The organism is Agrobacterium tumefaciens, from assembly GCF_009649785.1.
Classification (GTDB): domain Bacteria; phylum Pseudomonadota; class Alphaproteobacteria; order Rhizobiales; family Rhizobiaceae; genus Agrobacterium; species Agrobacterium tumefaciens.
Genome location: NZ_WJOK01000006.1, coordinates 114,403 through 140,166, shown reverse-complemented (window position 1 = coordinate 140,166; position 25,764 = coordinate 114,403). Strand labels below are relative to the sequence as shown.

Annotated in this window: 21 protein-coding genes; 6 read left to right on the top strand and 15 right to left on the bottom strand. The window is 57.3% G+C overall.

Annotated features, from left to right (window positions below; all coding sequences use genetic code 11):
- Window positions 1–327 precede the first annotated feature (327 nt).
- Window positions 328–1,599: a glycosyltransferase family 4 protein gene (locus GH784_RS08530; RefSeq protein WP_112651189.1), complete on the bottom strand. Its 1,272-nt coding sequence runs from the start codon at window positions 1,597–1,599 to the stop codon at window positions 328–330.
- Window positions 1,600–2,190: 591 nt separating this feature from the next.
- Between GH784_RS08530 and GH784_RS08525 the strand changes: the two genes are divergently transcribed.
- The 3 genes from GH784_RS08525 (at window position 2,191) to GH784_RS08515 (ending at window position 5,173) form a co-directional block, all read left to right on the top strand.
- The gene (locus tag GH784_RS08525; protein ID WP_025594987.1) at window positions 2,191–3,954 is read left to right on the top strand and encodes an ABC transporter ATP-binding protein; all 1,764 of its coding nucleotides are present in this window, start codon (window positions 2,191–2,193) and stop codon (window positions 3,952–3,954) included.
- Window positions 3,955–4,210: 256 nt separating this feature from the next.
- The gene (locus GH784_RS08520; RefSeq protein WP_376909259.1) at window positions 4,211–4,369 is read left to right on the top strand and encodes a fumarylacetoacetate hydrolase family protein; all 159 of its coding nucleotides are present in this window, start codon (window positions 4,211–4,213) and stop codon (window positions 4,367–4,369) included.
- A gap of 24 nt (window positions 4,370–4,393) precedes the next feature.
- Window positions 4,394–5,173 (top strand): 2-keto-4-pentenoate hydratase, encoded by a 780-nt coding sequence (locus GH784_RS08515; RefSeq protein WP_153793341.1) that lies wholly within the window; start codon window positions 4,394–4,396, stop codon window positions 5,171–5,173.
- Window positions 5,174–5,317: 144 nt separating this feature from the next.
- Here the strand turns inward: GH784_RS08515 and GH784_RS08510 are convergent, their stop codons facing one another.
- Both GH784_RS08510 and GH784_RS08505 read right to left on the bottom strand, forming a co-directional pair.
- The gene (locus tag GH784_RS08510) at window positions 5,318–6,268 is read right to left on the bottom strand and encodes a bile acid:sodium symporter family protein (RefSeq protein WP_004431095.1); all 951 of its coding nucleotides are present in this window, start codon (window positions 6,266–6,268) and stop codon (window positions 5,318–5,320) included.
- Between the two features lie 210 nt (window positions 6,269–6,478).
- A complete protein-coding gene (locus tag GH784_RS08505) occupies window positions 6,479–7,279 on the bottom strand; it encodes a hypothetical protein (protein ID WP_065663327.1) in 801 nt (266 codons plus the stop codon).
- Between the two features lie 138 nt (window positions 7,280–7,417).
- On the opposite strand from GH784_RS08505, the gene GH784_RS08500 reads away from it, so the two are divergent.
- Window positions 7,418–8,485: a linear amide C-N hydrolase gene (locus tag GH784_RS08500; RefSeq protein WP_065688514.1), complete on the top strand. Its 1,068-nt coding sequence runs from the start codon at window positions 7,418–7,420 to the stop codon at window positions 8,483–8,485.
- 32 nt (window positions 8,486–8,517) lie between these two features.
- Here the strand turns inward: GH784_RS08500 and GH784_RS08495 are convergent, their stop codons facing one another.
- The 4 genes from GH784_RS08495 to GH784_RS08480 form a co-directional block, all read right to left on the bottom strand.
- Complete coding sequence (locus GH784_RS08495; protein ID WP_153793340.1) at window positions 8,518–9,474, bottom strand: hypothetical protein; 957 nt, start codon at window positions 9,472–9,474, stop codon at window positions 8,518–8,520.
- A 99-nt stretch (window positions 9,475–9,573) separates the two neighbouring features.
- Window positions 9,574–11,259: an ABC transporter permease gene (locus GH784_RS08490; RefSeq protein ID WP_035200257.1), complete on the bottom strand. Its 1,686-nt coding sequence runs from the start codon at window positions 11,257–11,259 to the stop codon at window positions 9,574–9,576.
- The gene (locus GH784_RS08485; protein WP_153793339.1) at window positions 11,256–12,341 is read right to left on the bottom strand and encodes an ABC transporter ATP-binding protein; all 1,086 of its coding nucleotides are present in this window, start codon (window positions 12,339–12,341) and stop codon (window positions 11,256–11,258) included. The genes GH784_RS08490 and GH784_RS08485 overlap by 4 nt, the downstream gene beginning before the upstream one ends.
- A gap of 117 nt (window positions 12,342–12,458) precedes the next feature.
- Window positions 12,459–13,451, bottom strand: a complete 993-nt coding sequence (locus GH784_RS08480) for an ABC transporter substrate-binding protein (protein ID WP_065663325.1) — start codon at window positions 13,449–13,451, stop codon at window positions 12,459–12,461.
- Window positions 13,452–13,746: 295 nt separating this feature from the next.
- Here GH784_RS08480 and GH784_RS08475 point away from each other — a divergent pair, with 295 nt between their 5' ends.
- Window positions 13,747–14,880 carry an ROK family transcriptional regulator gene (locus GH784_RS08475; protein WP_113048952.1) on the top strand — a complete coding sequence of 378 codons (1,134 nt, stop codon included), beginning with the start codon at window positions 13,747–13,749 and terminating at the stop codon, window positions 14,878–14,880.
- A gap of 91 nt (window positions 14,881–14,971) precedes the next feature.
- Here GH784_RS08475 and GH784_RS08470 read toward each other — a convergent pair whose 3' ends face one another.
- From GH784_RS08470 to GH784_RS08445, 6 genes are all read right to left on the bottom strand, one after another.
- Window positions 14,972–15,766: an inositol monophosphatase family protein gene (locus GH784_RS08470; RefSeq protein ID WP_173995262.1), complete on the bottom strand. Its 795-nt coding sequence runs from the start codon at window positions 15,764–15,766 to the stop codon at window positions 14,972–14,974.
- A complete protein-coding gene (locus GH784_RS08465; protein WP_153793338.1) occupies window positions 15,754–16,650 on the bottom strand; it encodes a glycerophosphodiester phosphodiesterase family protein in 897 nt (298 codons plus the stop codon). The genes GH784_RS08470 and GH784_RS08465 overlap by 13 nt, the downstream gene beginning before the upstream one ends.
- A 47-nt stretch (window positions 16,651–16,697) precedes the next feature.
- Window positions 16,698–17,561: an ABC transporter permease gene (locus GH784_RS08460; RefSeq protein WP_153793337.1), complete on the bottom strand. Its 864-nt coding sequence runs from the start codon at window positions 17,559–17,561 to the stop codon at window positions 16,698–16,700.
- Complete coding sequence (locus GH784_RS08455; RefSeq protein WP_153793336.1) at window positions 17,561–18,415, bottom strand: ABC transporter permease; 855 nt, start codon at window positions 18,413–18,415, stop codon at window positions 17,561–17,563. The genes GH784_RS08460 and GH784_RS08455 overlap by 1 nt, the downstream gene beginning before the upstream one ends.
- Window positions 18,415–19,455 (bottom strand): ABC transporter ATP-binding protein, encoded by a 1,041-nt coding sequence (locus tag GH784_RS08450; RefSeq protein WP_153793335.1) that lies wholly within the window; start codon window positions 19,453–19,455, stop codon window positions 18,415–18,417. The genes GH784_RS08455 and GH784_RS08450 overlap by 1 nt, the downstream gene beginning before the upstream one ends.
- An 85-nt stretch (window positions 19,456–19,540) precedes the next feature.
- The gene (locus GH784_RS08445; RefSeq protein ID WP_065660248.1) at window positions 19,541–20,770 is read right to left on the bottom strand and encodes an ABC transporter substrate-binding protein; all 1,230 of its coding nucleotides are present in this window, start codon (window positions 20,768–20,770) and stop codon (window positions 19,541–19,543) included.
- Between the two features lie 145 nt (window positions 20,771–20,915).
- On the opposite strand from GH784_RS08445, the gene GH784_RS08440 reads away from it, so the two are divergent.
- Window positions 20,916–22,064: an ROK family transcriptional regulator gene (locus GH784_RS08440; protein ID WP_065688625.1), complete on the top strand. Its 1,149-nt coding sequence runs from the start codon at window positions 20,916–20,918 to the stop codon at window positions 22,062–22,064.
- A gap of 57 nt (window positions 22,065–22,121) precedes the next feature.
- On the opposite strand, the gene GH784_RS08435 is transcribed toward GH784_RS08440, so the two are convergent.
- Window positions 22,122–24,104, bottom strand: a complete 1,983-nt coding sequence (locus tag GH784_RS08435) for an acid phosphatase (protein ID WP_153793334.1) — start codon at window positions 24,102–24,104, stop codon at window positions 22,122–22,124.
- Window positions 24,105–24,335: 231 nt separating this feature from the next.
- Entirely contained in the window at window positions 24,336–25,616 is a 1,281-nt protein-coding gene (locus GH784_RS08430; protein ID WP_004431072.1) for an ABC transporter substrate-binding protein, read from the bottom strand.
- Between the last annotated feature and the right edge of the window lie 148 nt (window positions 25,617–25,764).

Below are 25,764 nucleotides of genomic sequence, written 5' to 3'. Positions count from 1 at the left end.
GCTCTGCAAATTGCAGAACCGCCATCGCCCCCGAGACGATTCAACTGAATCGAATTAGCTGCCCAATGTGCCCCAATTGCGCTTAAGACATTTAAAAGGGCATGATTATCACAATTTTTACAGCTACCCTTCAACCTCGATGAATCGAACATTTGCTTGTCGTAAATGAAAATTCACAAAAGCAAAAGGCCAACCATATTGGCCGTAACGCCCAAAAAACCATCACGAACATCGAAAAAACGGTCTACCATATGCCTTGGAAAACATTATCCCCGGGCAGCATTGCATTTAAACGGGTCTGATAATTCTTGAGCATATTTGCCCGTATCAAGAGCGTACGGGTTTGATTGCCTCAAGAATTCCTTGCGCAACATCTTTCCAGGTCCGCATTTGTGGACGGGAAAGCTCGATAGTTTTTTTCCATTCCGAATATTCAGCAGGTTTTTCCAGAAGCTTCTGAAGCTGACCCGCTAGTTCTTCCGGTCTTTCTGGATCGAAATAGCGCGCCAAATCTCCCCCTGCCTCTCGGAGTGCAGGAACATCTGCAGCCAGAGCCGGCGTTCCACACCACAATGCTTCACTTACCGGCAGGCCCCAGCCTTCCATTCGACTGGGCAAAAGAAGCGCATAAGCCTTTTCATACAGCGCGCGCAATTCCGCCTGGTTGGGATTGAAAACGAAATGAAAATTTCCGGATAGCGGCGCAAATTTCTCTTTTTTAAGAAATTTTTCCACTCTTTTACGCCGCGCACCCGCCAAGACGAGTTCAGGCACCTGAATGCCCCGTTGATGCAAGGAGAGCATCGCTTCGACGACGCACTCAAGGTTTTTCCGTCCGTTGTAGATACCCACGCATAAGAGATATGGCTTTTCCGGGCCATGTTTATCAACCGGCTCGTTAGTCGGGCGCAATTCATGACATAAGGGAACGGCAACAACAGATGACACGGCCGGCAAAATCCCGGCTTCCGAAAAATGCCGGACTTCTGACGCGGTAAACTCCGAGTTGGTCAGAACCATAGACGCAGCCGTGATCGCCACCTGATTGTCATAAATAAAGTTTCTCGGGAACGAAAACTGATTTCGATGGGTGAAATCATGCAAGGGGATCATGTCGTGAAGAAGCGGGATGAAAATCGGCTTGGTGCCATTTTCAGCGAGAGCCATCAGATAGTCTGACATTATCTTCGGACGCCCGAGCGCAATCAGGATTTGCCCGTCGAGGTCTACATCCTTAACCGCCCCAACGGGAACGGTAGCCCAGCGCTTCCTGTTGCGATGCTGAACGATCTTGTGCAGAATCCGGTAAAGCGCGTTTTTAATGGCGTTTTTATCATATAAATTTTGACGAAGGCGCAAAGGCGTTGCCGAAGAAGGAATATTCGGATCAAGTACGCCCGTTGGAGACGCATCGCCTACGCGTGGGAAAACCTCAAAGAAACGCCGATGCAACGGTGAGTATATGACGTATCGAATGGACGCATCAAGCTTTGTAAGCTCGTATGCAACTTCCATTACGGTTCGCGCTATACCGTAATATTTGAATTTCACACCGGAATTCAAATACAGTTCTGATAAATCAAAAAATACATCGGACATTCACTGACCTGCCTGCTTTGAACTGGCCCGACGACGGTCATCGGGGATGCAACTAAAAATTCTCCTGCAATCAGTGAATGGGATAATGCACCGTTCACCAATAAGCCAGAACGTTTCAGGCGAGAGCTTTCGCGACTTCGCGTCGATATAGATTTTAGCCAGCCAGCTTGTCAATCACGCAGCCGGTCAAACGCCCGGAGCCACATTACAGTTGGAAAGATGCCGCACTTGGAATTGCCAGCGCCTTGTAGACGTACATTGCGGGTTCGTCAGGCACAGTTCCTCCCAATCTGTTGCTCTGAGTAACGATATTCGCCCATCCTTACTTATCTTCCGGTCACGCCTTTTCATGGCCGCATCAACGCTCAATGTTGACACTTTAGATCGCTAGGCTTATTGGCGTGGTCTCAAATCAGTCGGGCTCTCTACCTACCAGAGCCTTTCGCGCATTTTTGCTCGGGCGCGAGAGAGATTATCGAGCTTGGCACGGCAGCGAGTGGAAACTGAGAAAGCCATCCCGCATGAATAACATGCAGCTGAATGTGCAATTTGGAATCTGTGTGGGCGTCGACACCAAATAAGGATATTTCTGTGATCGGATCGTTTTTGTCGCCAAACGACAAGAAGTTGCTGGTGCGGCTTTTCAAAGAGAACTTCAAAAAACATGTCGGTTGGTACAGTGCGGCAATTGTGGCGATGGTTGTCGTTGCCGGCACGACCTCTCTCAGCGCATGGATCATGCGCGATATCGTCAACAGTGTTTATCTGAAGCAGGGTTTTGACGTTGTTCTGGAGATTGCGTTTGCAGTGGCTGCAATCTTCATTATCAAAGGTCTCGCCACCTTCGTACAGAGCTATTATCTCAGCAAGGCAGGCAACAGTATTGTTGCCGAACAGCAGCGCAAAATCTACGATAGGCTTCTAAAGCAGGGCGTTTCGTTCTTTCAGAACCTGCCATCGTCGGAATTGCTCGTTCGCGTTACCTATAACGCGCAGGCTGCCCGTAGCGTCATCGATACCATTGTCACATCCTTTATACGCGATCTTCTTTCGCTCATCGGCTTGATCATCGTAATGTTCGCCCAGAATTTCCTTCTGAGCGCGATCTCGATGATCATAGGACCGCTGGCGATTTTCAGTGTTCGCCTGGTTTTGCGGCGTGTGCGCCACATCATGGAAGCGGAACTTGCTTCGCTCGGCGAGATCGTCAACGTCGTGCAGGAAACCAGCATTGGGGTTCGCGTTATCAAGGCGTTCTCGCTTGAAAAGCTGATGCGCCAGCGCATGAACAAGGCGGTATCCGATGTCGAGCAACGCGCCAATGGCATTGCGAAGCTTGAAGCGGCGACCAGCCCGATCATGGAGACACTGTCCGGTCTCGCCATTGCAGTCGTCATCGCCGTATCAGGTTACACCGTTCTTGAAAAAGGTGGTTCGCCGGGCGACCTGATGGCCTTCATTACTGCCCTGCTTCTCGCCTATGAGCCAGCCAAGCGTCTGGCACGCATGCGTGTCCAGATCGAGGGCGGTATGATCGGCGTGCGTATGATGTTCGAGGTTCTGGACGCGCCGTTGACACTTGCCGAGAAGAAGGATGCCCAGCCGCTCCCCAAGGCAAGCGGCAATGTGGAACTCAAGAACGTCAGCTTCGAGTATGTTGCTAACCAGCCGGTTCTGAAGGACGTCAGTGTCCTCTTCGAGGGTGGCAAGATGACTGCGCTGGTCGGGCCTTCCGGCAGCGGCAAGTCGACGATCATCAATCTCATGATGCGTCTTTATGATCCGCAAAGCGGTTCGGTCGAGATCAACGGAATGGATTTGCGCGATGTGTCCTTCGCAAGCCTGCGCGAGCATGTTTCTTACGTGGGTCAGGAAACCTTCCTCTTCTCGGGAACGGTGAAGCACAACATTTCTGTCGGTCGTGACAACGCTACCGATGAGGAAATCATCGCTGCGGCCAAAGCGGCCAACGCACATGATTTCATCATGAGCATGCCTGATGGTTATGACAGCAAGCTTGGCGAAAACGGTTCCGGTCTGTCCGGTGGCCAGCGTCAGCGTGTTGCCATCGCCCGCGCCATGCTGAGAGATGCGGACATATTGATCCTCGACGAAGCAACGAGTGCGCTCGATTCCGAATCCGAAGCGCTTGTCCGGGACGCGCTTGAGCGGTTGACGTTTAACAAGACATCGATTGTCATTGCCCACCGGCTCTCCACGATCAACCGCGCCGACAAGATCGTCGTCATGGATAATGGTCAGGTTGTCGAGCAGGGAAGCCGTCGCGAGCTGCTCGCAACGGATGGTCTCTACAAGCGCTTGCACAGCATCCAGTTCGATGCAGACGTAGCCTAAGTCAAACAATTATCGGGCGGCATTGCCGCCCGATCCTTATTAAGCTTGCCCGTTACGTCAGCGGCAGAATCTGGCACGCGTTCATCGCTCAACCCTATTAGCGGCGCGGCAACGCTCACATTGCCGACGACTTCCTTCCCCTAACGGATGGCAACCACGATTGCCCATCCTCGGCGGCCAAGCTTCAGTCCGCTCGCCCCATGGCTTGTGAACCCGGACCAAATCGACAATCTACAAAACCTAGTGCTCTGGCCCGATGCGGCTCACACCTGGTGACGTCGTCACAACCGGTATGCCGCCCCGCGTCGGCCATGGAAGTAAGCCGCCGGTCTTCCTGAAAGCAGGAGATGTTGTCAAACTTGGCATAGATGGCCTTGGCAAGCAGCGCCAAATCGTGACAGCATTCGGCCAATAGACTGAAGCAGGGATGATGACGGGAATGACGGCGATCGAAAAACTGGCCCAGAGCCTTGTGAAAGCAGGCCTGAACAGCAGCAAAATTCCGCTGGCGTCAATCGAGGTGGATGGCCTCGCTCCAGACAGCCTTGAAGATGCCATGGCCGTTCAACGCGCTTTCGTTGAAGCTTCAGGCAAAACGGTGGGGGGCTGGAAGCTGGCGATCCGGCCGGACGGGAACGCGGTTGCTGCGCCGATGGTCGATTGTTACGGCGTCGATGAGGATAACGTCGCGTCTTTTACGGGAAGAGACATTGAAGGCATCGAAGTAGAAATCTGCTTCACCCTCGCCTCCGATATTCCTGCCGCAACGACGGCCCCGTTCAGCAGAGCCGATATATTGACGCATATCGACGCCGTTCACCTCGGCGTCGAGCTGCTCGGATACCGGTTGGTGGAAAAGAACCAGGTCCCCTTCCCGCTGTTTCTGGCGGATCGCCTTGCCAATGGCGGGTTTGTTCTCGGGCCGGAAATCGACGCGGCAATCGTTAATACCTTTGCCGAAAATACCGGGGATCTGCCGCATCTGACGGTGACCGAAGGTACAGAGCTTCGTTTCGATGCGGTGGTGAAACACCCCAATATCGATCCGCTCGCCCCGCTTATCGCTTTCGCCAATTCCCCCCTCAACAGGAATGGAACGCTGAAGCGCGGACAGATTGTCACCACCGGCAGTCTTTGTGGTGCAATAACAAGCAACCTTGCAGCCGACACCTATATCGATATGAAACCGGTCGGGGCTTTCACACTTTCATGCTCTTGATCGTCGCCTGCCGCCATAGACGCGGATAGTGCTTCCGCGTCTATGGCGATTTTGGTCAAGACGTTACGGATCTAAGGCGTCATGTTTCGAAGAACCCCTTTCGGGCTGCTTCATATCCCGTCGGCCAATCTTCGTCCGGCAATCCTATCCGGCTTTCGTCGTCGCCGTCGTGTCCACGCGGCCCGAAAACCAGTTGGCCAGCAGCGCGCCGGAGATATTGTGCCAGACGCTGAAGATGGCGCTGGGCACAGCTGCGAGAGGCGAGAAATATGCCGTCGCAAGAGCGGCACCGAGACCGGAGTTCTGCATTCCCACCTCGATGGCGATTGCCTTGCGCTTGGCGAGGGAGAGACCGGTCGCCTTCGCCGCAAAATAGCCAAGCAGATATCCAAGACCGTTATGGAGAACCACGACGGCAAATATCATCAGTCCAGACTGGGCTATCGCACCTTTCGATGCGCCGACAACCGCCGAAACAATCAGAACGATACCGATCACGCTGACAAGCGGCAACGCAGGCACAGCCGCCTTGACGACGTTTGGCAACAGCTTCTGCAAGGCGGCTCCAAGTGCCAGCGGCACCAGAACGACCTTGACGATGCTCAGGAACATTGCCCAGCCATCAACGGGCAGGAACTGGCTGGCGAACAACCACACGAGGAATGGCGTCACCAAGGGAGCAGCAAGCGTCGTCACTGACGTGCAGGCGACGGAAAGGGCGACATCGCCCTTCGAAAGATATGTCATGACATTGGACGATGTGCCGCCCGGGCAGCAGCCAACCAGGATGACACCTGCTGCCACTTCCGGTGGCATCGGGATTAACAGAGTCAGCAGCACCGCAAGTAACGGCATGATGAGGAATTGGCCGAGCACACCGATGGTGACATCAACAGGGCGCCTCACGACTTCACGAAAATCGTCTACCGAAAGTGTGAGCCCCATGCCGAACATGATGATCGACAGAAGCGTAACGATCCACGGCGCAATCTGCTTGAAGGTTTCTGGAAAATAAAAGCCGAGCACGGCAAACAAAATGACCCAGACCGCAAAGGTTCTTCCCACGAAAGCCGAAACGGCTGCCAGCGATTTCATGTCTATACTCCCAAAAAATTAACATGAGACCCCGTCTAGTCGGCATGGTCGCTGTGTCAAGGTCACGCGGGACGGTCAGTGGTCCATGCGCGGATGAGATCAGGACAAGCCCCAACAAACATCAGTGCAAAGCGCGGACGCAGCGGGCGAAGTGCATCGTCACAACCACAGGCGGGTAGACCGCACAGGGTGTGCGTCGGGCGTAAACCGTCAAAACCTGTAGGTCAGCCCGACAACAGGGCCACTCAGCCGCGAATCGAAGACGTAGCCGTCATGCGAATAATCGACATCAAGCACCTTGTAGCCGGCCGAGACGGAGAGTGTATCGGTAAAGATGTAGTTCACCGTCGCCAGGGCCGACCATGTCAGATCCGATCCTGCGCCAAATCCGCCGATGTCTACCTGACCCTGAAGTGAAAGCCGGTCCGTCACGCCAAAGAATACCCTTGCGCCGATGACTGGATCCACCCAGCCGAAGTTTTCCTTATGGGTTGCCGACACGCTGCCGATCAATGGGTGACTGGCCGTAACCGCAACCTCGTTGGAAATATGCCAGAAGCGTGCACCCGCCAGCGCATCGAGCGTGAACCCTTCCGTATCCACGATCCGATACCCGGCCTGCAGCGTTGCCATGAATTCCTGGGTATCGACATCAGCGTTGATGGCCGCCCCCGGGGGCAGCGTCGGCAAGCCGGGAATTTGCAGGGCCGGCAACGGGCCGGTGGCCTTGCTGTCGGTCGTGTCGACATACATCAAGTCGCCGGACAGAACGAAGCGGTCGTACCGCCCCCAGATATTAACAAATCCCCCGAAGTTGAGATCATCCATGACGTCGGAAAATGATTTCTCGACGTGAAGCGTCGGCGCACGCCGGAACGGTGAAATGTTGCCGTTCAACCCGGTTGCCCACAAATAGCCCGTGACCTGAAGCGCCCAATCGGGTTGATCAACTCCCGCGGGAGTGAAACTCTGCGCATCCGCACCTAAGGCCAAGCTTGCGGAAAAAACCATAACGGTCGAAAAAATAGATAATTTTAGCAAAGGCTTACCCCCCGTCCGGCACCGAAGGTAAACCGATTTGACATCCGGCAACAAGTCCGATTTTCTATCATACGCTGCAATCGCGCCGCGAGCACCGAAGGATGCACCATGCGACCGAAGACCATTCCTTTTTTGTCTGCCTGCACCGCCACCGTTTTTTCCATTGCCACGCTTGCGACATCGGTGGCTGAAGCCTGCACACGGTTCGTCTATCTGGGTGAAAACGACCAGGTCATGACTGCCCGCTCCATGGACTGGAAAACAGATGTTGGCACGAACATCTGGGTCTTTCCGCGCGGCATGGAGCGATCTGGCGAGGCCGGGCCGAACTCGGTCAAATGGACCTCGAAATACGGCAGCGTCATTGCCTCGGGCTACGATATTTCCACCACGGATGGCATGAACGAAGCTGGCCTTGCCGCCAACGTGCTCTGGCTGGTCGAGTCGAGTTACCCGGCCTATGATGGCAAGTCTCCGGGACTGTCCATTGCGGCATGGGCGCAATATGTACTCGACAATTTCGCCACGGTCGGCGAGGCCGTCAGCGCACTCGAAAAGAACCCCTTCACGGTGGTGACGGACAGTGTGCCGGGGGAAGAACGTCTCGCAACGCTGCATCTATCGCTGTCGGATGCCAGCGGCGACAGCGCAATCGTTGAATATATCGATGGCAAACAGGTCATTCACCACAGCCGCAAATACCAGGTGATGACCAATTCCCCGACTTTCGACAAACAGCTGGCCCTCAACGAATACTGGACGCAGATCGGGGGCACGGTAATGCTTCCCGGCACGAACCGGGCATCGGACCGATTTGCACGCGCAGCGTTTTACGCCAATGCAATCCCCAAAAGCGAAGACCCGGTCGAGGCAATCGCCAGCGTGTTCAGCGTCATCCGCAACGTCTCGGTGCCCTATGGCATAACCACCCCCGACCAGCCGAACATTTCTTCAACGCGCTGGCGCACGGTGATCGACCACAAGCGAAAGCTCTATTTCTTCGAATCCGCTTTGACGCCGAACATCTTCTGGATAGACATGACTAAGCTCGACGTCTCGAAAGAAACAGGCTCCGTGAAGAAACTCGACCTGGGGCCAAATCAGATCCACATCTACTCCGGCATGGCGAACGACAGGCTGAAGGACAGCAAGCCTTTCAAATTCCTCGGACTTTGAGAGTGCCGCGGCGACGGCACCGCACCCTGCCCTTACCAGCCATTCAGGCAGACGACCGTCCTGTCATCGCTGAATTCGGTGCTTGTCGAGCCTTTTACCGAAGGATAGTCGGCGAGTTTGTGAAAATCGGCCGTCTCGACGCGGGCAAATTCCGCTTCCCAGTCAGCGACATCGGTTCCAGTCGGCAGAGACAGATAACCGTCGGAAAAGATTTCAAGGCTCACAAGCGTGTCCTTGGCGATGCTAAGATCGACCGTCCCCTCTTCTATGACCGTTCCGCCATTGACCGAGGCGTATCCCAGTACGTGTCCCTGCCTGTTTGCGAATTGCGGCTGGACGCGAATTCCTCCCATCAGAAATTCCTCGACTGCTTCGATATCGCTCTCAAGACCGCTCATGCGGGCTGCGGCAACGACAACATTCTTCGCCTCCTGCGCAGTCATGATGCCGTTTTCGACAGCGGAACGCAGGCCGGAAAAGATGGTCGCACGCGTGCGTGCCTCGGCTGCATCACCATCCCTCAAAGCGGCAAAAAGCTGTTTGAAGACAAGGATGCGCGCCGATGTACTTACCTTGTCTATAAGCTTTGCATGCTGCAGCAACCGGGAGCCGTTGATACGCACACCGGAATCGCCTGCCAGAAGCAGGCGGAAACTGTCTCCCAGGTCGGCAACGATTGCCAGGGTTGTCGACGGTGGATGGCTGGCATTGATGCGCTCGGCCTCCTGCTTCAGGATATCGCTGATGTTCTGAAAAAGCTTGGGCGCGGCAATTTTTTCCAGCGTGCCATCGAGGCCCATTTTCGCCACGGCATTTGCGGCAGCAAGTGCTGCGATACGGCCCGAGCTCAAGCCGCCGTAACTTGCACCGGTCGGGTCGGTCGCACCGTCAAAAACGGCCAGAACCCGTCCCGGTATGATCAGCGCCACATCGTCCCCGGGCGTTGCGGCGTTCTTGTATTTCGATTGCGAAAAGCTCGCGATATTCATCGTCGTGTATTCCTTGCAGAGGGAGGCTGGGCAGAGGGAGGCTGGCGGCGACACGTATGTCGCCGCTCCTGCAGTCGTTTGGTGAGGGATGGTATGGTTTCAGACGAAAGAGGCTTCTTTGTCTTCCGAGAGGCGGAACACGATGAAGACGCAAAGTCCGGTGCTGACCAGAAGGACGGTTGAAAGTGCCGCAGCCGTGCCAAACTCGCCGTCAATCACCTGAACATAGATGAGAACCGGCATGGTGATCGTTCGTGCCGTGTAGAGGATCAGCGTCGAGGACAGCTCGTTGATAGCCGTTATGAAGCTCATCAGCGAACCGATGATGAGACCTGGCAGCATCAGCGGCACCGTCACCGACACGAAGGTCTTTGCCGGCGAAGCCCCGAGATTGACCGCAGCCTCCTCGATGGACGGCTTGATCTGCCTGAGGATCGATGTTGTGGAGCGGACGCCGTAGGGCAGCCGGCGGATAAACACCAGGACGATGATGATGAGCGCCGTCCCAGTGATATCAAAGGGTGGATAGCGGAACGTCGTAACGTAGCCGATCGCCATGACAACGCCGGGAATGAGGTAAGGCACCATCAGCAGGAGATCGAGCGAGCCGGAGACAGCATTGTCGCGTCGCACCACGATGAAGGACAGCAGGCCGGAAACGATCGCAATCAGTACCACGGCAGCCAGTGCAAACGTGAAACTGTTGGCAATCGCCTGCGGTGAATCACGAAGGATACGGGCATAGCTGTCCAACCCGAAGCCGCCGGTAAAGACGGGACCGCTGGTTGCGAGGAAGGAGGTGTAGATGACCGTGAGCGACGGCAGCATGGCGATGAAGACGACCAGATAGCAGAAGCCGTGCACGATGAACGACTTCAACGGGCGCATGGACTGCTTTACCGGCCTGTTGGTCAGTGAACTGGCGTAACGGCGCTTGGCGAGAATGTGCCGCTGCAACAGAAGTGCCGCCATCGAAATTGCAATCATCACCATGGAAATCGTCACCGCCATGGTTGGCGTACCGGCCATTTCGGAGGTGTATTGCGCATAGGCGATGGTCGAAAGCGTTCTGATGCCCTTGCCGAGGATTGCAGGCGTTCCGAAGTCGGCGATGGACAGCACGAAGCAGATGATCGCGCCGGTGCTGACTGCAGGAAAGACCAGCGGCAAGGTGATCTTGCGGAAACGCTCGAACGCCGTGCAGCCGAGATTTTCCGCCGCGTCCTCATAGGACTTGTTGATGGTGTTCAGCGCGTTCTCCGTCATCAGGAAGATGTAGGGAAAGAACTTCAGGCTGAAGACCATCACAATGCCCGGGATTCCGTAGATCGTCGGCAATGAAATGCCGGCGAAGGACAAGAGATTGGTGACAGCACCGTTGGCACCGAACAGCATAATCCAGGCGTAAGCACCAATGAACGGCGGTGCGCACAGAACCAGAACCGCGAAAGTGGCAATGAAAGTGCGCCCCTTGATGCGGTAACGGGACGTGCAAAAGGCAAGCGGAATACCGAGAAGGCAGGCGCCCAGCATGCCCAGCACGCCGATCAGAAGCGTATTCCAGAGTGCGACGGTGTAAAAACGTCGCGTGAACACTTCCGCGTAGTTGCTGAGACCGAAGGCCCCGGTTTTGGCATCAAAGAAACTGATGAAGAAGACGCTGAAAATCGGCAGGATCAGGAATATCGCCAGCAGGATGACGGCAAATACCGTCACGCTTGTCCAAAAACCTGGCAGTCGCAGGCGGAAACCGCCGGGAGTCGCAGTCGCAGTCATATCCGTCATGACAGGCGCTCCCCGGTTACGCCCTCGCCGAACAGCTTCGCATCGGCCGCGCGCCAGGAGAAAGTGGTCTTCTGGTTGGGCTGCAGTGCAATGATCTCAGGCGATGGCTTGGTGATCGCCTCGATTTCCTCGCCCGACGAGAGAACGGCTGCAACGTTCATCTCACGCCCCGTGAAGCTGACCAGTCTTATGGTCACGGGCAGTTCGATGCGCTCGTCACCATCGATCGCGGCAGGACCGACAGAAATCGCCTCCGGGCGGATGGCGGCGACGATCTTCCGCTGCGGGGAAATCGCATCCGCCTGCGGCAATGCGACCTTGTGGCCGGAAATGGATGTCTGTCCGCCCGAACGGTCAAGCGTCAGGAAGTTGTTTGCGCCCACGAACGACGCGACGAAGCGGTTGGCGGGATTGTTGTAGACTTCCCAGGGTGGTGCAGCCTGCTGAATGACGCCGCCATACATGACGCAAACCAGATCGGACATGGCAAGCGCCTCTTCCTGATCATGCGTGACATAGACGGTGGTGATGTTCATGGCCTGCTGGATTTCACGCAGTTCCCGGCGCAGGTCCACGCGAAGTTTGGCATCGAGGTTGGACAGCGGCTCGTCCATCAACAGCACTTTCGGGTTGATGACGAGTGCGCGCGCAAGACCCACACGCTGCTGCTGGCCGCCGGAGAGTTCGTGAGGCATACGCTTGGCATAGGGAGCGAGCTGCACGACATCGAGAATCTTGCTGACCCGTTCGCGGATCTCGGCTGAAGACGCCTTGCGCTGTTTCAGACCGAAGGCAATGTTGTCAAATACCGAAATATGCGGAAACACCGCATAATCCTGAAAGACCATGCCGACATCGCGCTTGTGGGCGGGCACATGTTCGATCGCCTGTCTTTCGATGCTGATGCTGCCGCTATCCTGCTGGTGAAAACCGGCAATCGTGCGCAAAAGGGTCGTCTTGCCACAACCGCTGGGTCCAAGAAGCGTAAAAAACGATCCGGAGGGAATGGAGATGTTGATGTCGGAGAGGGCAACGACATCCCGGTAACTTTTCTTGATGCTGGTAATTTCTACGGCGGCCATGTGCTGCTCCATGACATATCCTGCGCGGCACGCGACCACGGTGGACGGAACGAAAATGCTGTTGTGAAAGAGGTAAGCAGGGGACGGTTGCCTGACGCACCGCCCCCGGCAATGTTCTTACTGGACGTCGAGCAGGATCTCGTTCCACTTTTCCATCAGACGCGAGCGGTTTTCCGCAGCCCACTTGAAGTCGTATTTCGCATCCGGAACATCGGACAGCGGAACGAGCGCCGAATTGGCAGGAACATCGGTTCTGACAGAGCGACGACCGGCTTTCACCACGACTTCCTGCGCTTCCTTGGAGACGATGAAATCGATGAAGGCCTTGCCGTTTTCGGCGTTCGGCGCACCCTTGACGAGCGCCATGCCGTCAGGCGCGATTGCCGTGCCTTCTTTCGGATAAACGATCTCTACCGGGGCGCTGCCAAGCTTGTAGCGCAGGGCGGCGTCTTCGAGCGTGATACCAACCGCCTGCTCGCCATCATTGACGAAACGCGGAACAGCGCCTGAAGAGGTAGAAAGAACGGAGTTGCCGAGAATGCCGGTATAGACCTCCCAGCCCTTCTCTTCACTATCGAAATCCTGCAAAACCGTCGCCATTTGGATATAGGCAGAGCCGGACTGATCGGCACGGGCCGAGGAAATCAGACCCTTGTATTCAGGCTTGGCAAGATCGGCCCAGGATGTCGGAACCGGCGCACCTTTCAGCGCTTCCTTGTTGACGATGAAGGCTGTAACGACTGCGGTAAAAGGAACCCAGTTGGTGCTCGGCGAAAAGGCAGGGTTGATCGATGCTGCCTCGACAGGCTTGTAAGGTTCGAAGAGGTCGGCGGAAAAGTCGATGACGGTGCCATCAACGCTCCAGATCACGTCGCCCGCCGCCTTGCCGCTTTCCGCCTTGATGCGGTTCATCAGCTCGCCGGACCCGGCTTTGACAAGCTCGACCTTGGTGCCGGTCTTCTTTTCAAACATGGGCAGCAACTCATCCATGAGCTGCTGCGGCGCTGCCGAATAGACCACGACGGTACCTTCCGCATGGGCGAAAGCCGCACTGGCAAGGAAAGTTGCGCCAGCAACAAGGCGCGCGAAAATAGTGCATGATTGACGCATAAAGGGTGCTCCGTTTTTTTTGTTCCCTGACTGGCAAGGCAGTACGACATAATTTCTTATTGATTTTGCGTGTCGCTACCCGCCGTCTGTTATTTATTTTCTTTACGTAAATTAATTAGTCAAGCTGCAATTTATCTTGAATACAAAAATCCAATATCCGTCTGAAAAAACTCAACATTTGAAGACAGCCGCTCTTAATCTTCGAACCTGAAAAGTCAGGACGTTCCGGAAAACAAGGTGCACAGCCACTGAAATTGCGCTAATCATCCGACTTAACTTCTCGTGGGAGACTTGGTTGATCGACCTCGGCTACAATGAACGGCGTCTGCTCGAAATCCTGCGCGGCAAGGGAGGCATGTCGCGCATCGAACTGGCGCGCGAGATGGATGTTTCCGCGCCGACCCTCACCCGCCTGACGGCCAATCTTCTGGAATCCGGCCTGATCCTGGAAGCCGAGGAAGCGCGCAGCGACGGCAAACGGGGAAAGCCATCCACTGCCATCGAGATCAATCCGAACGGACTTTTCACGCTCGGGGTCTATTTCAACCCGGACGATCTACGTGTCTGCCTGGCCGATCTCAACGGCACGATCAGGCAGGAAATCAGGTCCGAGCTTGAGGGACACAGTTTCGAGCATATCATGGAGATGGCCGAGACGGCCGCCCGACAGGTGGTTGAAAAGGCAAAGATCAAAAAGAAGGATGTGCTTGGCTGCGGCATCAGCTTTCCAGGCCACTTCAAACGTGACCGAGGCCATGTCTTTCGCATCAAGCAATTCGAGAGCTGGCGCGACATCGACGTGGACAAGGACTTCCAGCCCTATTTCGATTTCCCGGTCTTTCACGAAAATGACGGCAATACCGTCATCCTCTCGGAGCTATATTACGGAGCGGGTCGAAGCATCCGCAATTTTGCGATGATCTGGCTGACATACGGCATAGGCGGCGCCGTTGTGGTTCAGCGCCATCTCTATCGCGGCACGAACGGCAATGCCGGCGAGTTTGGCGGCCTGTTTCCCAAATCCAATCCACGTCCCTCTGGACAGGACCTTTGCGACACGCTGGCCGCCCACGGAGTGGGCATCCGGCGTTTGAAAGATATTGATGAAAGCTATTGCGACCACCCCGCCGTGGTTGCCTGGCTGGAAAGGGCGACCGACCAGCTTCGTCTGCTGGCGCTGACGGTTGCCCGAACGATGGATCCCGGCGCCATCATTTTTGGCGGATCGCTACCCGACTGGGTTCTTGAACACATCGTCCAGCGCATCGGCTCGCTGGAAATGCTCGGCGAAGACTTTTTCGTCGAGCCGCCTGAAATACGCAAATCGATGATGAGCGACCTGCCCCATCTCGGTGCCGCCAGCATACCGATCTACCGCGCCACAACGCCCAGCTATTATTCCGGCCGGGCGCTGAAGGGTTGGGCATAACCACCAGTCGTCAGAGTTTTTTCGGTCCAGTTGCCGGTGGAAGGCGCCGGGTGTCTGGATCTCTCACCCGGCACCGGTTTTTATGGAAATTTCAGGCAAGTTCGGCCGGGACCAATTCCGCGATCTCAGGCCAGAGCGTCTCCGTCACGGCCATCAATTCAGGCGTTGCGGCGGCAACCCAGGGAATGCCGGTTTCGCCGCGCGTTCCAATCCGCACGTCAAGACCCGCCTCCCTTGCCAGAACAACGCCACCGGCGATGTCCCACATGGTCGTCAGTTTTTGCAGATGGCCATCGAAGATGCCGCGCGCTGCAAAAACCAGTGAAATCGAGGTCGAACGGATGGATTCCACCACCCAGCCGGCATGCCTCAAGCCGACATTGAGCGCCGCCACCTCCGCGGCATCGGCAGACGCGCTGTCACCGAGCGACGTCACCTGCACTTCCTTAAATGGAACATCGCGCGCAAGCGGCTTGCCGTTCAGCAACAACCCTGTTCCTTCGGCAGCCGAATAGATCTCCTGGAAGACTGGCATGGCGACGACCCCGATTTCCGGGACGCCGTTGCGCACGAAGCCCAGCGAGATGCCCCAGAGTGGTGAGCCGCGCAGGAAGTTTGCGGTGCCGTCGATGGGATCGATGATCCAATAGGCGTCATCTGCGATCCCGCCCATCTCCTCGCCGAGAACGGTTTCACCCGGAAATGCCGCCGCCAGCCGGTCGCGCACCAGCCTTTCAACCGCGGTATCCGCTTCCGAGACGAAGTCCTGAAAACCCTTGGTGCGGGTGGCAATGCTGCCGCGCGCTTCGAAAAAGCGAAGGGCAAGACCCATCGCCTCCTCTATGATGCCGGCTGCACGCTCGAGGCGCTGGTTCATCGTGTCCATGACCTGCCCGTCTCGCCTGCATCCGCCTTAAGCCAGCCCGTAAAGGCCTCGACTTCATCCGTCTGGATTGCACCGACGCCGACCTGCGCCAGTGCGCCCCACACACCTTCTGCATCGGAAAGTGCGCGCGTGTCGTTGAGATCGAGGCAATGGGAAACGTCGAGCGTGTTGATCCAGAGGCGGATATTCTGACGCTCCATTTCGGCGCGGCCTTCGACCAGATCAGCGATATCGGTAAATTTTACCTCGATCATCGGCGCGCGCAACGCTTCGATGCGGCGCAGATCCTCGGCAAACTTGCCCTTTCTCACCGGAAACATCGGCATATGCGGGATTTTGCCGAACCAGTCGGTATCCAGCACATCGAAATGCTCGGCTTCAGGATCGATATCGGTTTTCACCAGAACCTGATCTGCGACGCCGAGGCGCAGTACGGTTTCCATGACCTGAGGCAGGTCACGGGTGAACTTGGTATCGATATTGACGGTGATTTTGCCACGCGCCTCTTCCAGCAATTCTTCCAGCGTCGGTACGCATTCCTCCGTCACATCGGCTGCATCGCCGCCAGCACCTGCCTTCAGCCGTGCGGAACGGATGACATCAAAGGCCAGTTCGCTCACTGTCCCCCGCCCCGTCGTCGTGCGGTCGAGCGTCTCGTCGTGAATGACGACCAGCCGGCCATCGGCCGTCGCCTGCGTGTCGATCTCGATCATCTCCACACCGGCAGCGACCGCTGCGCGAACCGAAGCCAGCGAATTTTCAGCGGTCGCGGTCCAGAACCCACGATGGGCGATGGTGAGGATCGCGGGATTGTCGCGCGAGCAGAGGGCGAGAACGTTGCACGGATTGGAGACTTTTCGTTGGGCTGCAAGGGTTTGAGGCATTTTTTTCACTTTCGGATGTTGCGTTTACCGGAGTTGGGTTGCCCGGATCAGATTTTCCCCATGCCCGCCGCCATCAGGTCGTCACGCAGAATGCGGCCGGCGATGATGAAAACGACGAGTGCGGGAAGAAGCAGGATGAAGGAGACGATGGAGGCCAGCGGGATCTGCATCGAATAGGGGTCGAGATACATGTAGAGCTTGATCGGCAGCGTCTGCACGACAGGCGCACCGACGATGAAGGACTTGTCGAATTCCTCGAAGCTGCCGATGAAGGACATCAGGCCACCGGCCAGAAGGCCGGGCACCGCAAGCGGCAGGATGATGTGAATGACAATGCCGGCCGTTCCCGCGCCGAGCGAACGGGCGGCATGGATCAGGTCGTCGGGAATGGTTTCGAGCGTCGCCGTCATCAGCCGTATCATCAGCGGCAGCGTGCCGACGATCTGCACAAGGATAACCCCGGTCACCGAATAAGCGAGACCAAAAAGAAGAAACACCTGGCCGATGCCGACAGCGACGACCAGCCCCGGAATGATGATGGGGGCCAGAATGAAGATCTCCACCAGCCGTTTCAGCCGGAAGGGAAAACGGGCCATGGCCCACGCGGTGGGCAGGGCGATCGCGGCCGTGGAGAAAGTCACGACGAGGGCGATGAGGATGCTGTTGACGGCGGCCTGGATGAGGCTTGCATCGCCAAGAATGCTCGCCCAGCGCGTGGTGGTGTAATCCTTCGGCACCACCAGAGGCGGCGTCCATCCATCGGCAATGCTCCACAGGAACATCAGCACCAGAGGCACGGCGATAGCGAGCGCCAGCGCGGTAAAGAGCCCGATGGAGACAAAAATCCGGTCGTCCGGCGTGAAGGTGCGGCGGCGGGTCATGGTGACAGGTTCGAGGGCAATGGCGCTCATTATGCGTCTCCTCGGGTTTGGCCGGGGCCGATGCGGGATGTCAGGGAGTAATACAGAAGCAGGACGGAGACCGCGAAGAGGCTCAGCACCATGCCCATGGCATAGACCTGATTGAACCGCCCCTGATTGAACTCCGTGACCATGAGAACCGAAAGCGGCCGGGCAGTGGGCGGACCGACAATATCGGGAATGGCGTAGGAACCCATGGAGCCGATGAAGGTAAGAAGGATGGCGGCGGTGATGCCTGGCATCGCGAGCGGAACTTCGACGAACAGAAAGGTCTTCAGCCGCGAAGCCCCAAGCGTGCGCGACGCGTAACGGATGTCCTCCGGAATGGCGGCAAAGGCACTGGCGATGATCAGCGTCATGAAGGGTATCTGCTTCCAGACACTGGCGAGAATGACGCCAATGCCCCAGTCGTCACGCACGAGTTTGGGCAACTCAAGCCCGAGCGGCGCGACCAGCCGGTCGAGAAAACCGCCCCTTTCGAAAACGACGATCACCATCAGGCCAACGATAATGCCGGGCACCGCCATCGGCAGCTTGTAAAGGCCGCTGAACAGCTTGCGGCCGAGAAAGCTCTTGCGGATCAGAAGCGCCAGCGGCACCGAAGCCGCAAGCGACACCATCACCGGCATGACACCGTAATAGATGGAAGTCGTCAGGCCGCGGATCATCGACGGACGTGTGAAGATCCGCTCGTAGAACATCAGCGTGAAGCTGCCATCGTCCTGCCTGAAGCTGCCGATCAGTGCCGAAAGCAGCGGACCGCCGAAGAAGATCAGCAAATACCCCACTCCCGGCGCAAGCAGGACCAGCAGCTGGGCGCGCCTGTCGCGAAGCACCCCGCGCATCACGCCGCCTCCCCTGCCTGCCCGTCATCGAGCAAATGCACCGATCCGGGAAAACGCAAGGCGACCCTGCGTCCCGCATCGATAAGATTTTCCGCACCGGACTGGCTGATCTTGATCTGGTGGCCGCCGATTTCGACCGTATAGAGCGCATTGGCGCCCATGAAGGAAACGGCAGAGACCGTGCCGGCACCCGCCTCGTCGGCGCTGATGTGGATGTTTTCCGGACGAACCGAAATCTGTGCGGAGCCGGCAGCAGTCGCATCCAGCGTTACGGACTGCTCCCAGGGCAATTGCGCCTGCCTACCCTCAGCCAAAACCGGCAAAAGGTTGGTCTGCCCCAGAAAACCGGCGGTAAAGGCGTGTTTGGGCGCACGGTAAAGTTCGAGCGGTGTTCCCACTTCAACGACGCGGCCGGCATTCATCACCACGATCCGGTCCGACATCGCCATGGCCTCGGCCTGATCATGCGTCACATAAAGGCTGGTCGCGCCGATCCGGCGGTGAAGTTCAGTCAGTTCATGGCGCAGCGTGTCGCGGAGCTTGGCGTCGAGGTTCGAGAGCGGCTCGTCGAACAGCAAGAGGCTTGGCTGCATGACAATGGCGCGCGCCAGCGCCACGCGCTGCTGCTGCCCGCCGGACAGTTGCCGCGGCATGCGATCCACCAGACCGGCAAGATTACAGATTTCAAGCGCATGGGCGATGCGGCGCGCGCGCTCGTCCTTCGGGACCTTCTTCATCTTCAGGCCGAAGCCAAGGTTTTTGGCAACCGACATATGCGGGAAAAGCGCATAGGACTGAAAAACCAAGGCGATGTCGCGCGCTTCCGGCGGCGCCTGATCGATACGCTTGCCGCCCAGCCGGACTTCGCCTCCCGAAGGCTGGCTGATGCCGGTGAGGATGCGCAAAAGCGTGGACTTGCCGCAGCCCGAGGGGCCGAGAATGGTGACGAATTCGCCCCGCTCGACAGTGATCGACACGGGATGAAGCGCCCGGCTCAAACCGTAATCCTTGCTGATATTGCTGATCTCGAGTTCACTCATGGCGAGGCTCCCTCATGGTTGCGACCAAGGCTCCCGGACCGTTTGGCGGTTTCCAGCCCCACGGTCCGGTCGATCCGGGCAGGTGTTACTGGTTGAGCACTTTTTCATCGAGCGCTTCGGCAAGGGCCGTCGACATGTCCCAGAACGCCGGAACCGACAGGCGCGGATAAACGCTTTGCGGCAGAACATGCTCCTGTACGGCTTTGGGCATCAGGTCGTTGGTGACATCCGCCCGTGGAGACCGCGAAGCCTTGTTCTCCAGCTTCCAGAGCTGGAACTCCTTGCTCATCGCCATATCGATCAGAAGCAGGGCGGACGCGACGTTCTTGGCATTTGCCGGCACGAAAATGGCATCGCCCGAGCCGACCTGGCCTTTTTCCAGCAGCGTGACGCGGAAGCTCTCCGGCAACTGCTTGGTCCCGAGGAAGCTCATGACCTGGTCTTCCCAGACGGTGCCCATGTAGAGCTGCTGGTTGTTGATCAGGTTAAGCGTGTCGGCGTTGCCGTTGGTCAGTTCAGCCACGGCAAGAAGACGGCGGTAATAATCCCAGACCGGCGTAAGGCACTCGGACGTCATTGCCCAGTCTTCGGCCTGCTGCAGCGTCTGATTATAGTCGGTAAGCTGCTTGCGGCAGTCGCCGGTGAGATAATTGAGCGCCACGGAATAGATGAAGCCGCCGCCGGAGCCGCCCTTGGCTGGCAGGGTGACGCCAAGGCGCTTCGGGTTCTTTTCAGCCCAGACGAGAAGATCGTCAAAGCTCTTCGGCACGTCTTCGGCTTTCACGAAGGCGGAATCGTAGCCGAGTGCGGTCTGGTTGAGATGCACAAGAGGGAAACTGCCGCCATGCGCCTTGCCGAAGACGGTCTCGGCCAGTTCCGGATTGTAATTGGCCATGTTGGGCAAGATCTTCGTCAGCGGAATATTGCCGACGACGCCCTTGGAAGACAAAAGCGGATAACCGCCACCGCCAGCGAAATAGGCGTCGACGGGTGAATCCTGCCCAGCCGCCTGCACGGCGATGAGCTGCTGGTTCGCCTGATCACCCTTTACGTCGCTATAGGTAACCTTGATGCCATATTTGGCCTCGAACCGGGTGATCAGTTCTTTCCACGTATCCGCGAAACTGCCGGCGAAATTGTACATCGTCACCGTGCCTTCCGCTTTGGCAGCGGGAACGACGATGTCATAGAAATTTTCGCGCGTAACCTTCGACAGATCGAAGTCGAGGTTCTTCATGTTGGTATCCGCCGCAAGGCAAGGCGCTACCGTCGTCGCCAGCGCAAGCGCGGCGATCGCAATAAATTTCATGCTCATTGAATGGTTCCTCCTGGGGATCCGTTATTGACCGGCTTCTTATTACTACACTCTAAGTGTATTATTTGTGACAGTCCAGTGAAAAATGCCGTCCCCGGCGCGCGGCCCGAGTTGCGAAGGCCTTGTGCAGCCGCTATCCAAGGCCATGACAACAGATAAGACACCGCGCCAGACCTTCGACCGCCAGCCGCTTGCCAGCGAGAATGAGCGCCTCATTCTCGATATCGTGCGCCGCCACGGCCCCATTGCCCGTGCAACAATTACCGGTCACACGAACCTGACGCAGCAATCCGTGCATCGGTTGATCGAAGGCCTGCTGGAACGCGGCCTTTTGCGTACCGGCGCACCGCTTAAAGGAACGCGTGGCCAGCCGAGCCCGACCATTGAACTGGTGCCTGAGGCGGCCTATTCGCTCGGAATTTCCATCAACACTGACTCCGTGGTGATCTGCATTGCCGATTTCCGCTGCATGGTGGTTGTCGAAGAAAAATTGCGGATGCTTCCCAGCGATCGCGAAATGACGCTTGCCGCACTGTCGCTCGCTCTGGACCGGTTGCTGGCGGACCACGGCATCCCGCGCGAACGCCTGCTCGGCCTCGGCTTTTCCATGTCGGGATTTTTCGTGTCGGAAGATCGGGCGTTCAACGCGCCGGAACCATTGCGCGACTGGTCGCTGATGGACCTGAAACCGATCCTTGAAGAGAAATTCCGTCTACCGGTCTGGCTGGAAAACAACGCAACCACCGGCGCGATCGGCGAAAGCCTTCGCGGTGTGGGACTGTGGTGCCAGACCTTCGCCTATCTATCCTTCAACTATGGTTTCGGCGGCGGTCTCATTCTGGGAGGTCAGCCATTCTACGGTTTTCACGGCAATGCCGGTGAATTCAGCGGCATCTTCAACCCGGATGAAGCCGACAGGCGGCCGGCGCTGCAATATCTGATCGCGACGCTGCAGAAACACGGGAGCGAGATAGATTCGATCGAAGCGCTCTATCAGCATTTTGACCCTGCCTGGCCGGGCGTCGAGGAATGGCTTGAGCGGACCATGCCGCAGGTGGACCGGCTGGTGGCGAGCCTGATTGCAGTTCTCGATCCACAGGCGATCGTCTTTGGTGGACAATTGCCGCGCGCACTCGGCCGGATGATGATCGAACGTGTACACATGCCCTCGCAACGCGAACACCGTTACGGCATCGGCCCGCAGGAAGCAAAACTGGTGCTCAGCGAGACAGAAGGCGATTCCTCGGCACTCGGCGCCACATTGCTGCCGCTCAGGATCCGTTATTTCCTGTAACCAGGGTCGGCCGGGCGCGGCGATTAAACCGCGCCCGCGAAACCTTGGCCTCGCAGCCTATTCGACCACCACGGACAGCGCCGAGCCGGTATAAACCGGCCGCACCTTCACATTGCCCGCGTCGATCGCAGCGAAGGTGCCAGTCAGGCCGTCTGCGGCGATGACGTTGAAGCGCTTGCCGGCAGCGGGTGCGGCGCCATCGAAGGCGAGCCGCAGGGTTGCACCATCAAGCGTCGCGTTGCCCTTGACCCGCAGCGAAGCCTTTTGCGGATCAAGCGCCAGCGTGCCGCCCGCCTGGGCATAATCGCCGCCAATGACGATGTCACTGTCGCCGTTCAGCAAAAGCGTTCCGCCGGAGACCAGCACGCCACCTGTACCAAGCGCGTTTGTGGAGGATGCCACAAGCGTTCCGTCCTGCAAGACGGTGCCGCCGCTATAGCTGTTGGCGCCGGTGAGCGTGAGCGCACCACTGCCTGATTTGACGAGACGCCCTGCCCCGGCAATATCGTTCGTCCAGCGGTCAGCCGCATTGAACCCGCCCGCCGCAGCATCCATCGTCACGTCGACATCGCCGTTAAAGGCACCGTAACCGGCAGCGGCGGCCACCAGATTGATCCGGCCCCAGCCATTGCTGTCGTCAAGCAGCGGATAACCGGCCTCGATACCAGTGGAGAACAGGACGGCGCGGCGTTGTGCGGCATCGAGATAAGGCAGGCGTGTCTCCAGCAGAACCTCGGCACCCTTCGGCACCACCATGGGCGCATCGCCAACGGTTTTGTCGCGGCTGAAGGACATGGTCATACGCCGGCGATAATCAGCCTCGTTGGTCGCCGCATCCGCAAAAGGGTCTACATCCGGTTTCGCGCTATGGGCAAAGTCGATCAGGGAGTGTCCCGCTGGTAAGCGTTTGGCAAAATAGGCCTGCAATTCATCATGCGCGGCCTTCTTGAGATCGGCATTTTTCGGATCCTGCAGAATAGCGGCGGCTATAGCGGTGGCCGTAATGCGGCCGCCGATCACGTCGACTGGGGAATGCATCCCTGCAACGATACGGCTTTCGCCAAGCTCGGAAGCGGCAGTCAGCAATTCGGAAAACCGCTCCGGCACAACGTAGGCATAAGTGATGGCAGCGAGATAGGCGGCATTGGTGTGACCGCTCGGAAAGCCGCCATCCTTGCCGCGTCCACGGTTCTCGCGCGCATATTTGAGCGCGGGCACAATGACGCCGGGATCGGTTTCGTAAGTTTCAAACTTGCGGTCGCCGATGGTCTCGGTACCTGTCTCTATCACCTCGCCCTTGGCATTCATGCGCCATGGGCGCGGCGTAGAATAGAAATATTTCGCTGGCGACGTCGTACCTTCCGGGCCACGCATTACCTTCATGAGGGCCACGACATCCTTCAGCTCGGAATCGGCCGCTCCAGCCTCGGTGCCCTTGTCCTCTTCCTTGCGCGTGATGACCTCGTTCGGATCGAAATCCGCCAGGGTGTGGTTGATGGTCGTCGTCGCGCCCGCGCCTTCGCGATACCACGGAGCAAGCGGCCCCATGCCGTCGATCATGCTGTAACCCTGCGAGCGGCGGTCTTTCATATAGGCGTTCAAGGCCGCGGCGGGGGTGCGGTTCTCACCGGTTACGGAAAGCACGTAACGCATGTTTTCCTGCCAGACAGCGGGATTGACGGCCTTCACATGGCTGAAATCACTCGGACCGTCGCCATTGGCGCCGCCATCCGCCCATTTTTCATCGCCCAGCGTCCAGATGCGATTAAAACCCGAGAGGATTTCGATGACGGGATTGTCGCGGTCGTCATAGGCACGGACGTCTTCGCCCCTGGCGTTCTTGCCAGTCTGGTTGCGATAGGTGTCGGAAAGCGGCAGCGGATATCTTACTGCGGGTTCGGGTACCGTAATGGCATAACCCTGACCTGCGGGTTGAGTGCGCTCGAATGCCTGTGCGTTCGGGACAAGAACAAGCAATGCGACGGAGGCAAGCAAGGCCGACCGCACGAACGGAAAAGACGACATCTTCAGTTTAGCCATGACGAATCCTATGATTTCAGCGAATGACGCGTGACGAAGCGCGCACGCAGCTTCCGGCGCGCCTCGCCGTCAGCTTTTATGCCGGGCGTATTGCAGTTTTTTTTCGACTTGCTGATTAAGTCAGATCGCATATGCCACAACAGCCGGCGAACAAGCGGTGACGTATGCCCGGAGCATAACTCCGGGCAGATCGAGAGCATCGTTATTTCGTGATGAAAGAACGGGCGCTCATCATTTCTTGACCGCAACGGCCTCATTGATCTTGGCGACATCGTCTTCCAGGACCTTGTAGGTCTGGTCGAGCGTCAGTTCGCCGACGATGAGCTGGCTCATGCGCTGGACGATCTGCTGATACATGGCAGTGCCACCCTTGGCGTGCTCGAATTCGCGGGCGGCCTGCGGCACATTCTTCTTGTTGTCCAGAAAGACCTTCATCGCCGCCTTGGCGTTTTCGCTCTTCAGCTTGTATTGCGGATCGACGATTTCGGCGCCCGTCAGGATCACGTAATTTTCGGCGATTTCCCGCTGCACCTTTTCAGAGCCGAGAAATTCGACGAAATGGGCGACATCTTCGGGATATTTGGTGCGCTTGAAGCCGACAATCGCCGTGCCGCCGGGCATGGCATAGCAACCGGCATCGCCGCAGGGGGCGTTGATCGCGGTCCATTCGAAGCTGTCACCGATCTTGTTCTGGAACGGATTGACCATCCAGTTGCCGGCCAGATAGGTCACGACATTGCCGTTGACGAATTCATCGCCCATGTTCTTGTATTGCGAGCCACCCGCAGCACCCCACATTTCCTTTGGGAAGCTGCCGTTCTGCGTCCATGAGTAGATGTCGGAGATGTATTTTTTCGCCGCGTCGTCGGGGAAGCTGAACTTGCCGTCCTTCACATAGGTCGCACCATAAGCGAAGGCGCCGCCGGAGAAGCGGTGGCCGGAGCGGTCCATGGTGAAGGGAATCTGCACGCCGGTCGACTTGGCAACGCGCGCGGACGCCTCGACAATCTCGCTCAATTTCGCGGTTGGGCCGGGCAAGGGTTCACCCGCCTGCTCGAACAGCGTCTTGTTGACGAAGGGCAGGTTCAGTGTCTGCGAGGCCATGTAACCGTTGATCGACTGCGGATCGTTGACACCAGGCAGACGAAGCTGGGCAAGGCTCGAGCCGTGCAGTTTGGCAAAGCCATCCGCATCCTTCATGTAGGGGCGCATGTCGAGATAGTAGGAAGCGAGCTGCCAGTCGGTGATCTTGGCAACATCCGGCCCCTCGCCCACCGCTAGCTGTACCGGCAGCTGCTTGGAAACGGCATCATAACCGGAAGACACGAAGTTGATCTTCACGCCCGGATTGGCCGCCTCGAACTCCTTGCTGAGTTCAGACATGCGCTGCACATAACCCTGGTCGTCATCCGTAAAAAGGAACGTGATCGTTCTTGTCTCGGCCTCTGCGACCGAAAGGCCGGCGATAGAGGCCAATACGAGGGCGCTGACGCCCGAAAACAGTTTCAGCATGCTCATCCTCCCAATGAAAAACTTTTCACAAATCGAATTGAAGCTCCTCGTCTTAATTCGATTTCGCTTGTTTTGCGACTTGACAGAATAAACGTCAAGCTGTTTGTTTCGGCTAAATCGCACAAATCGACGCAACAAAGCGAAAATA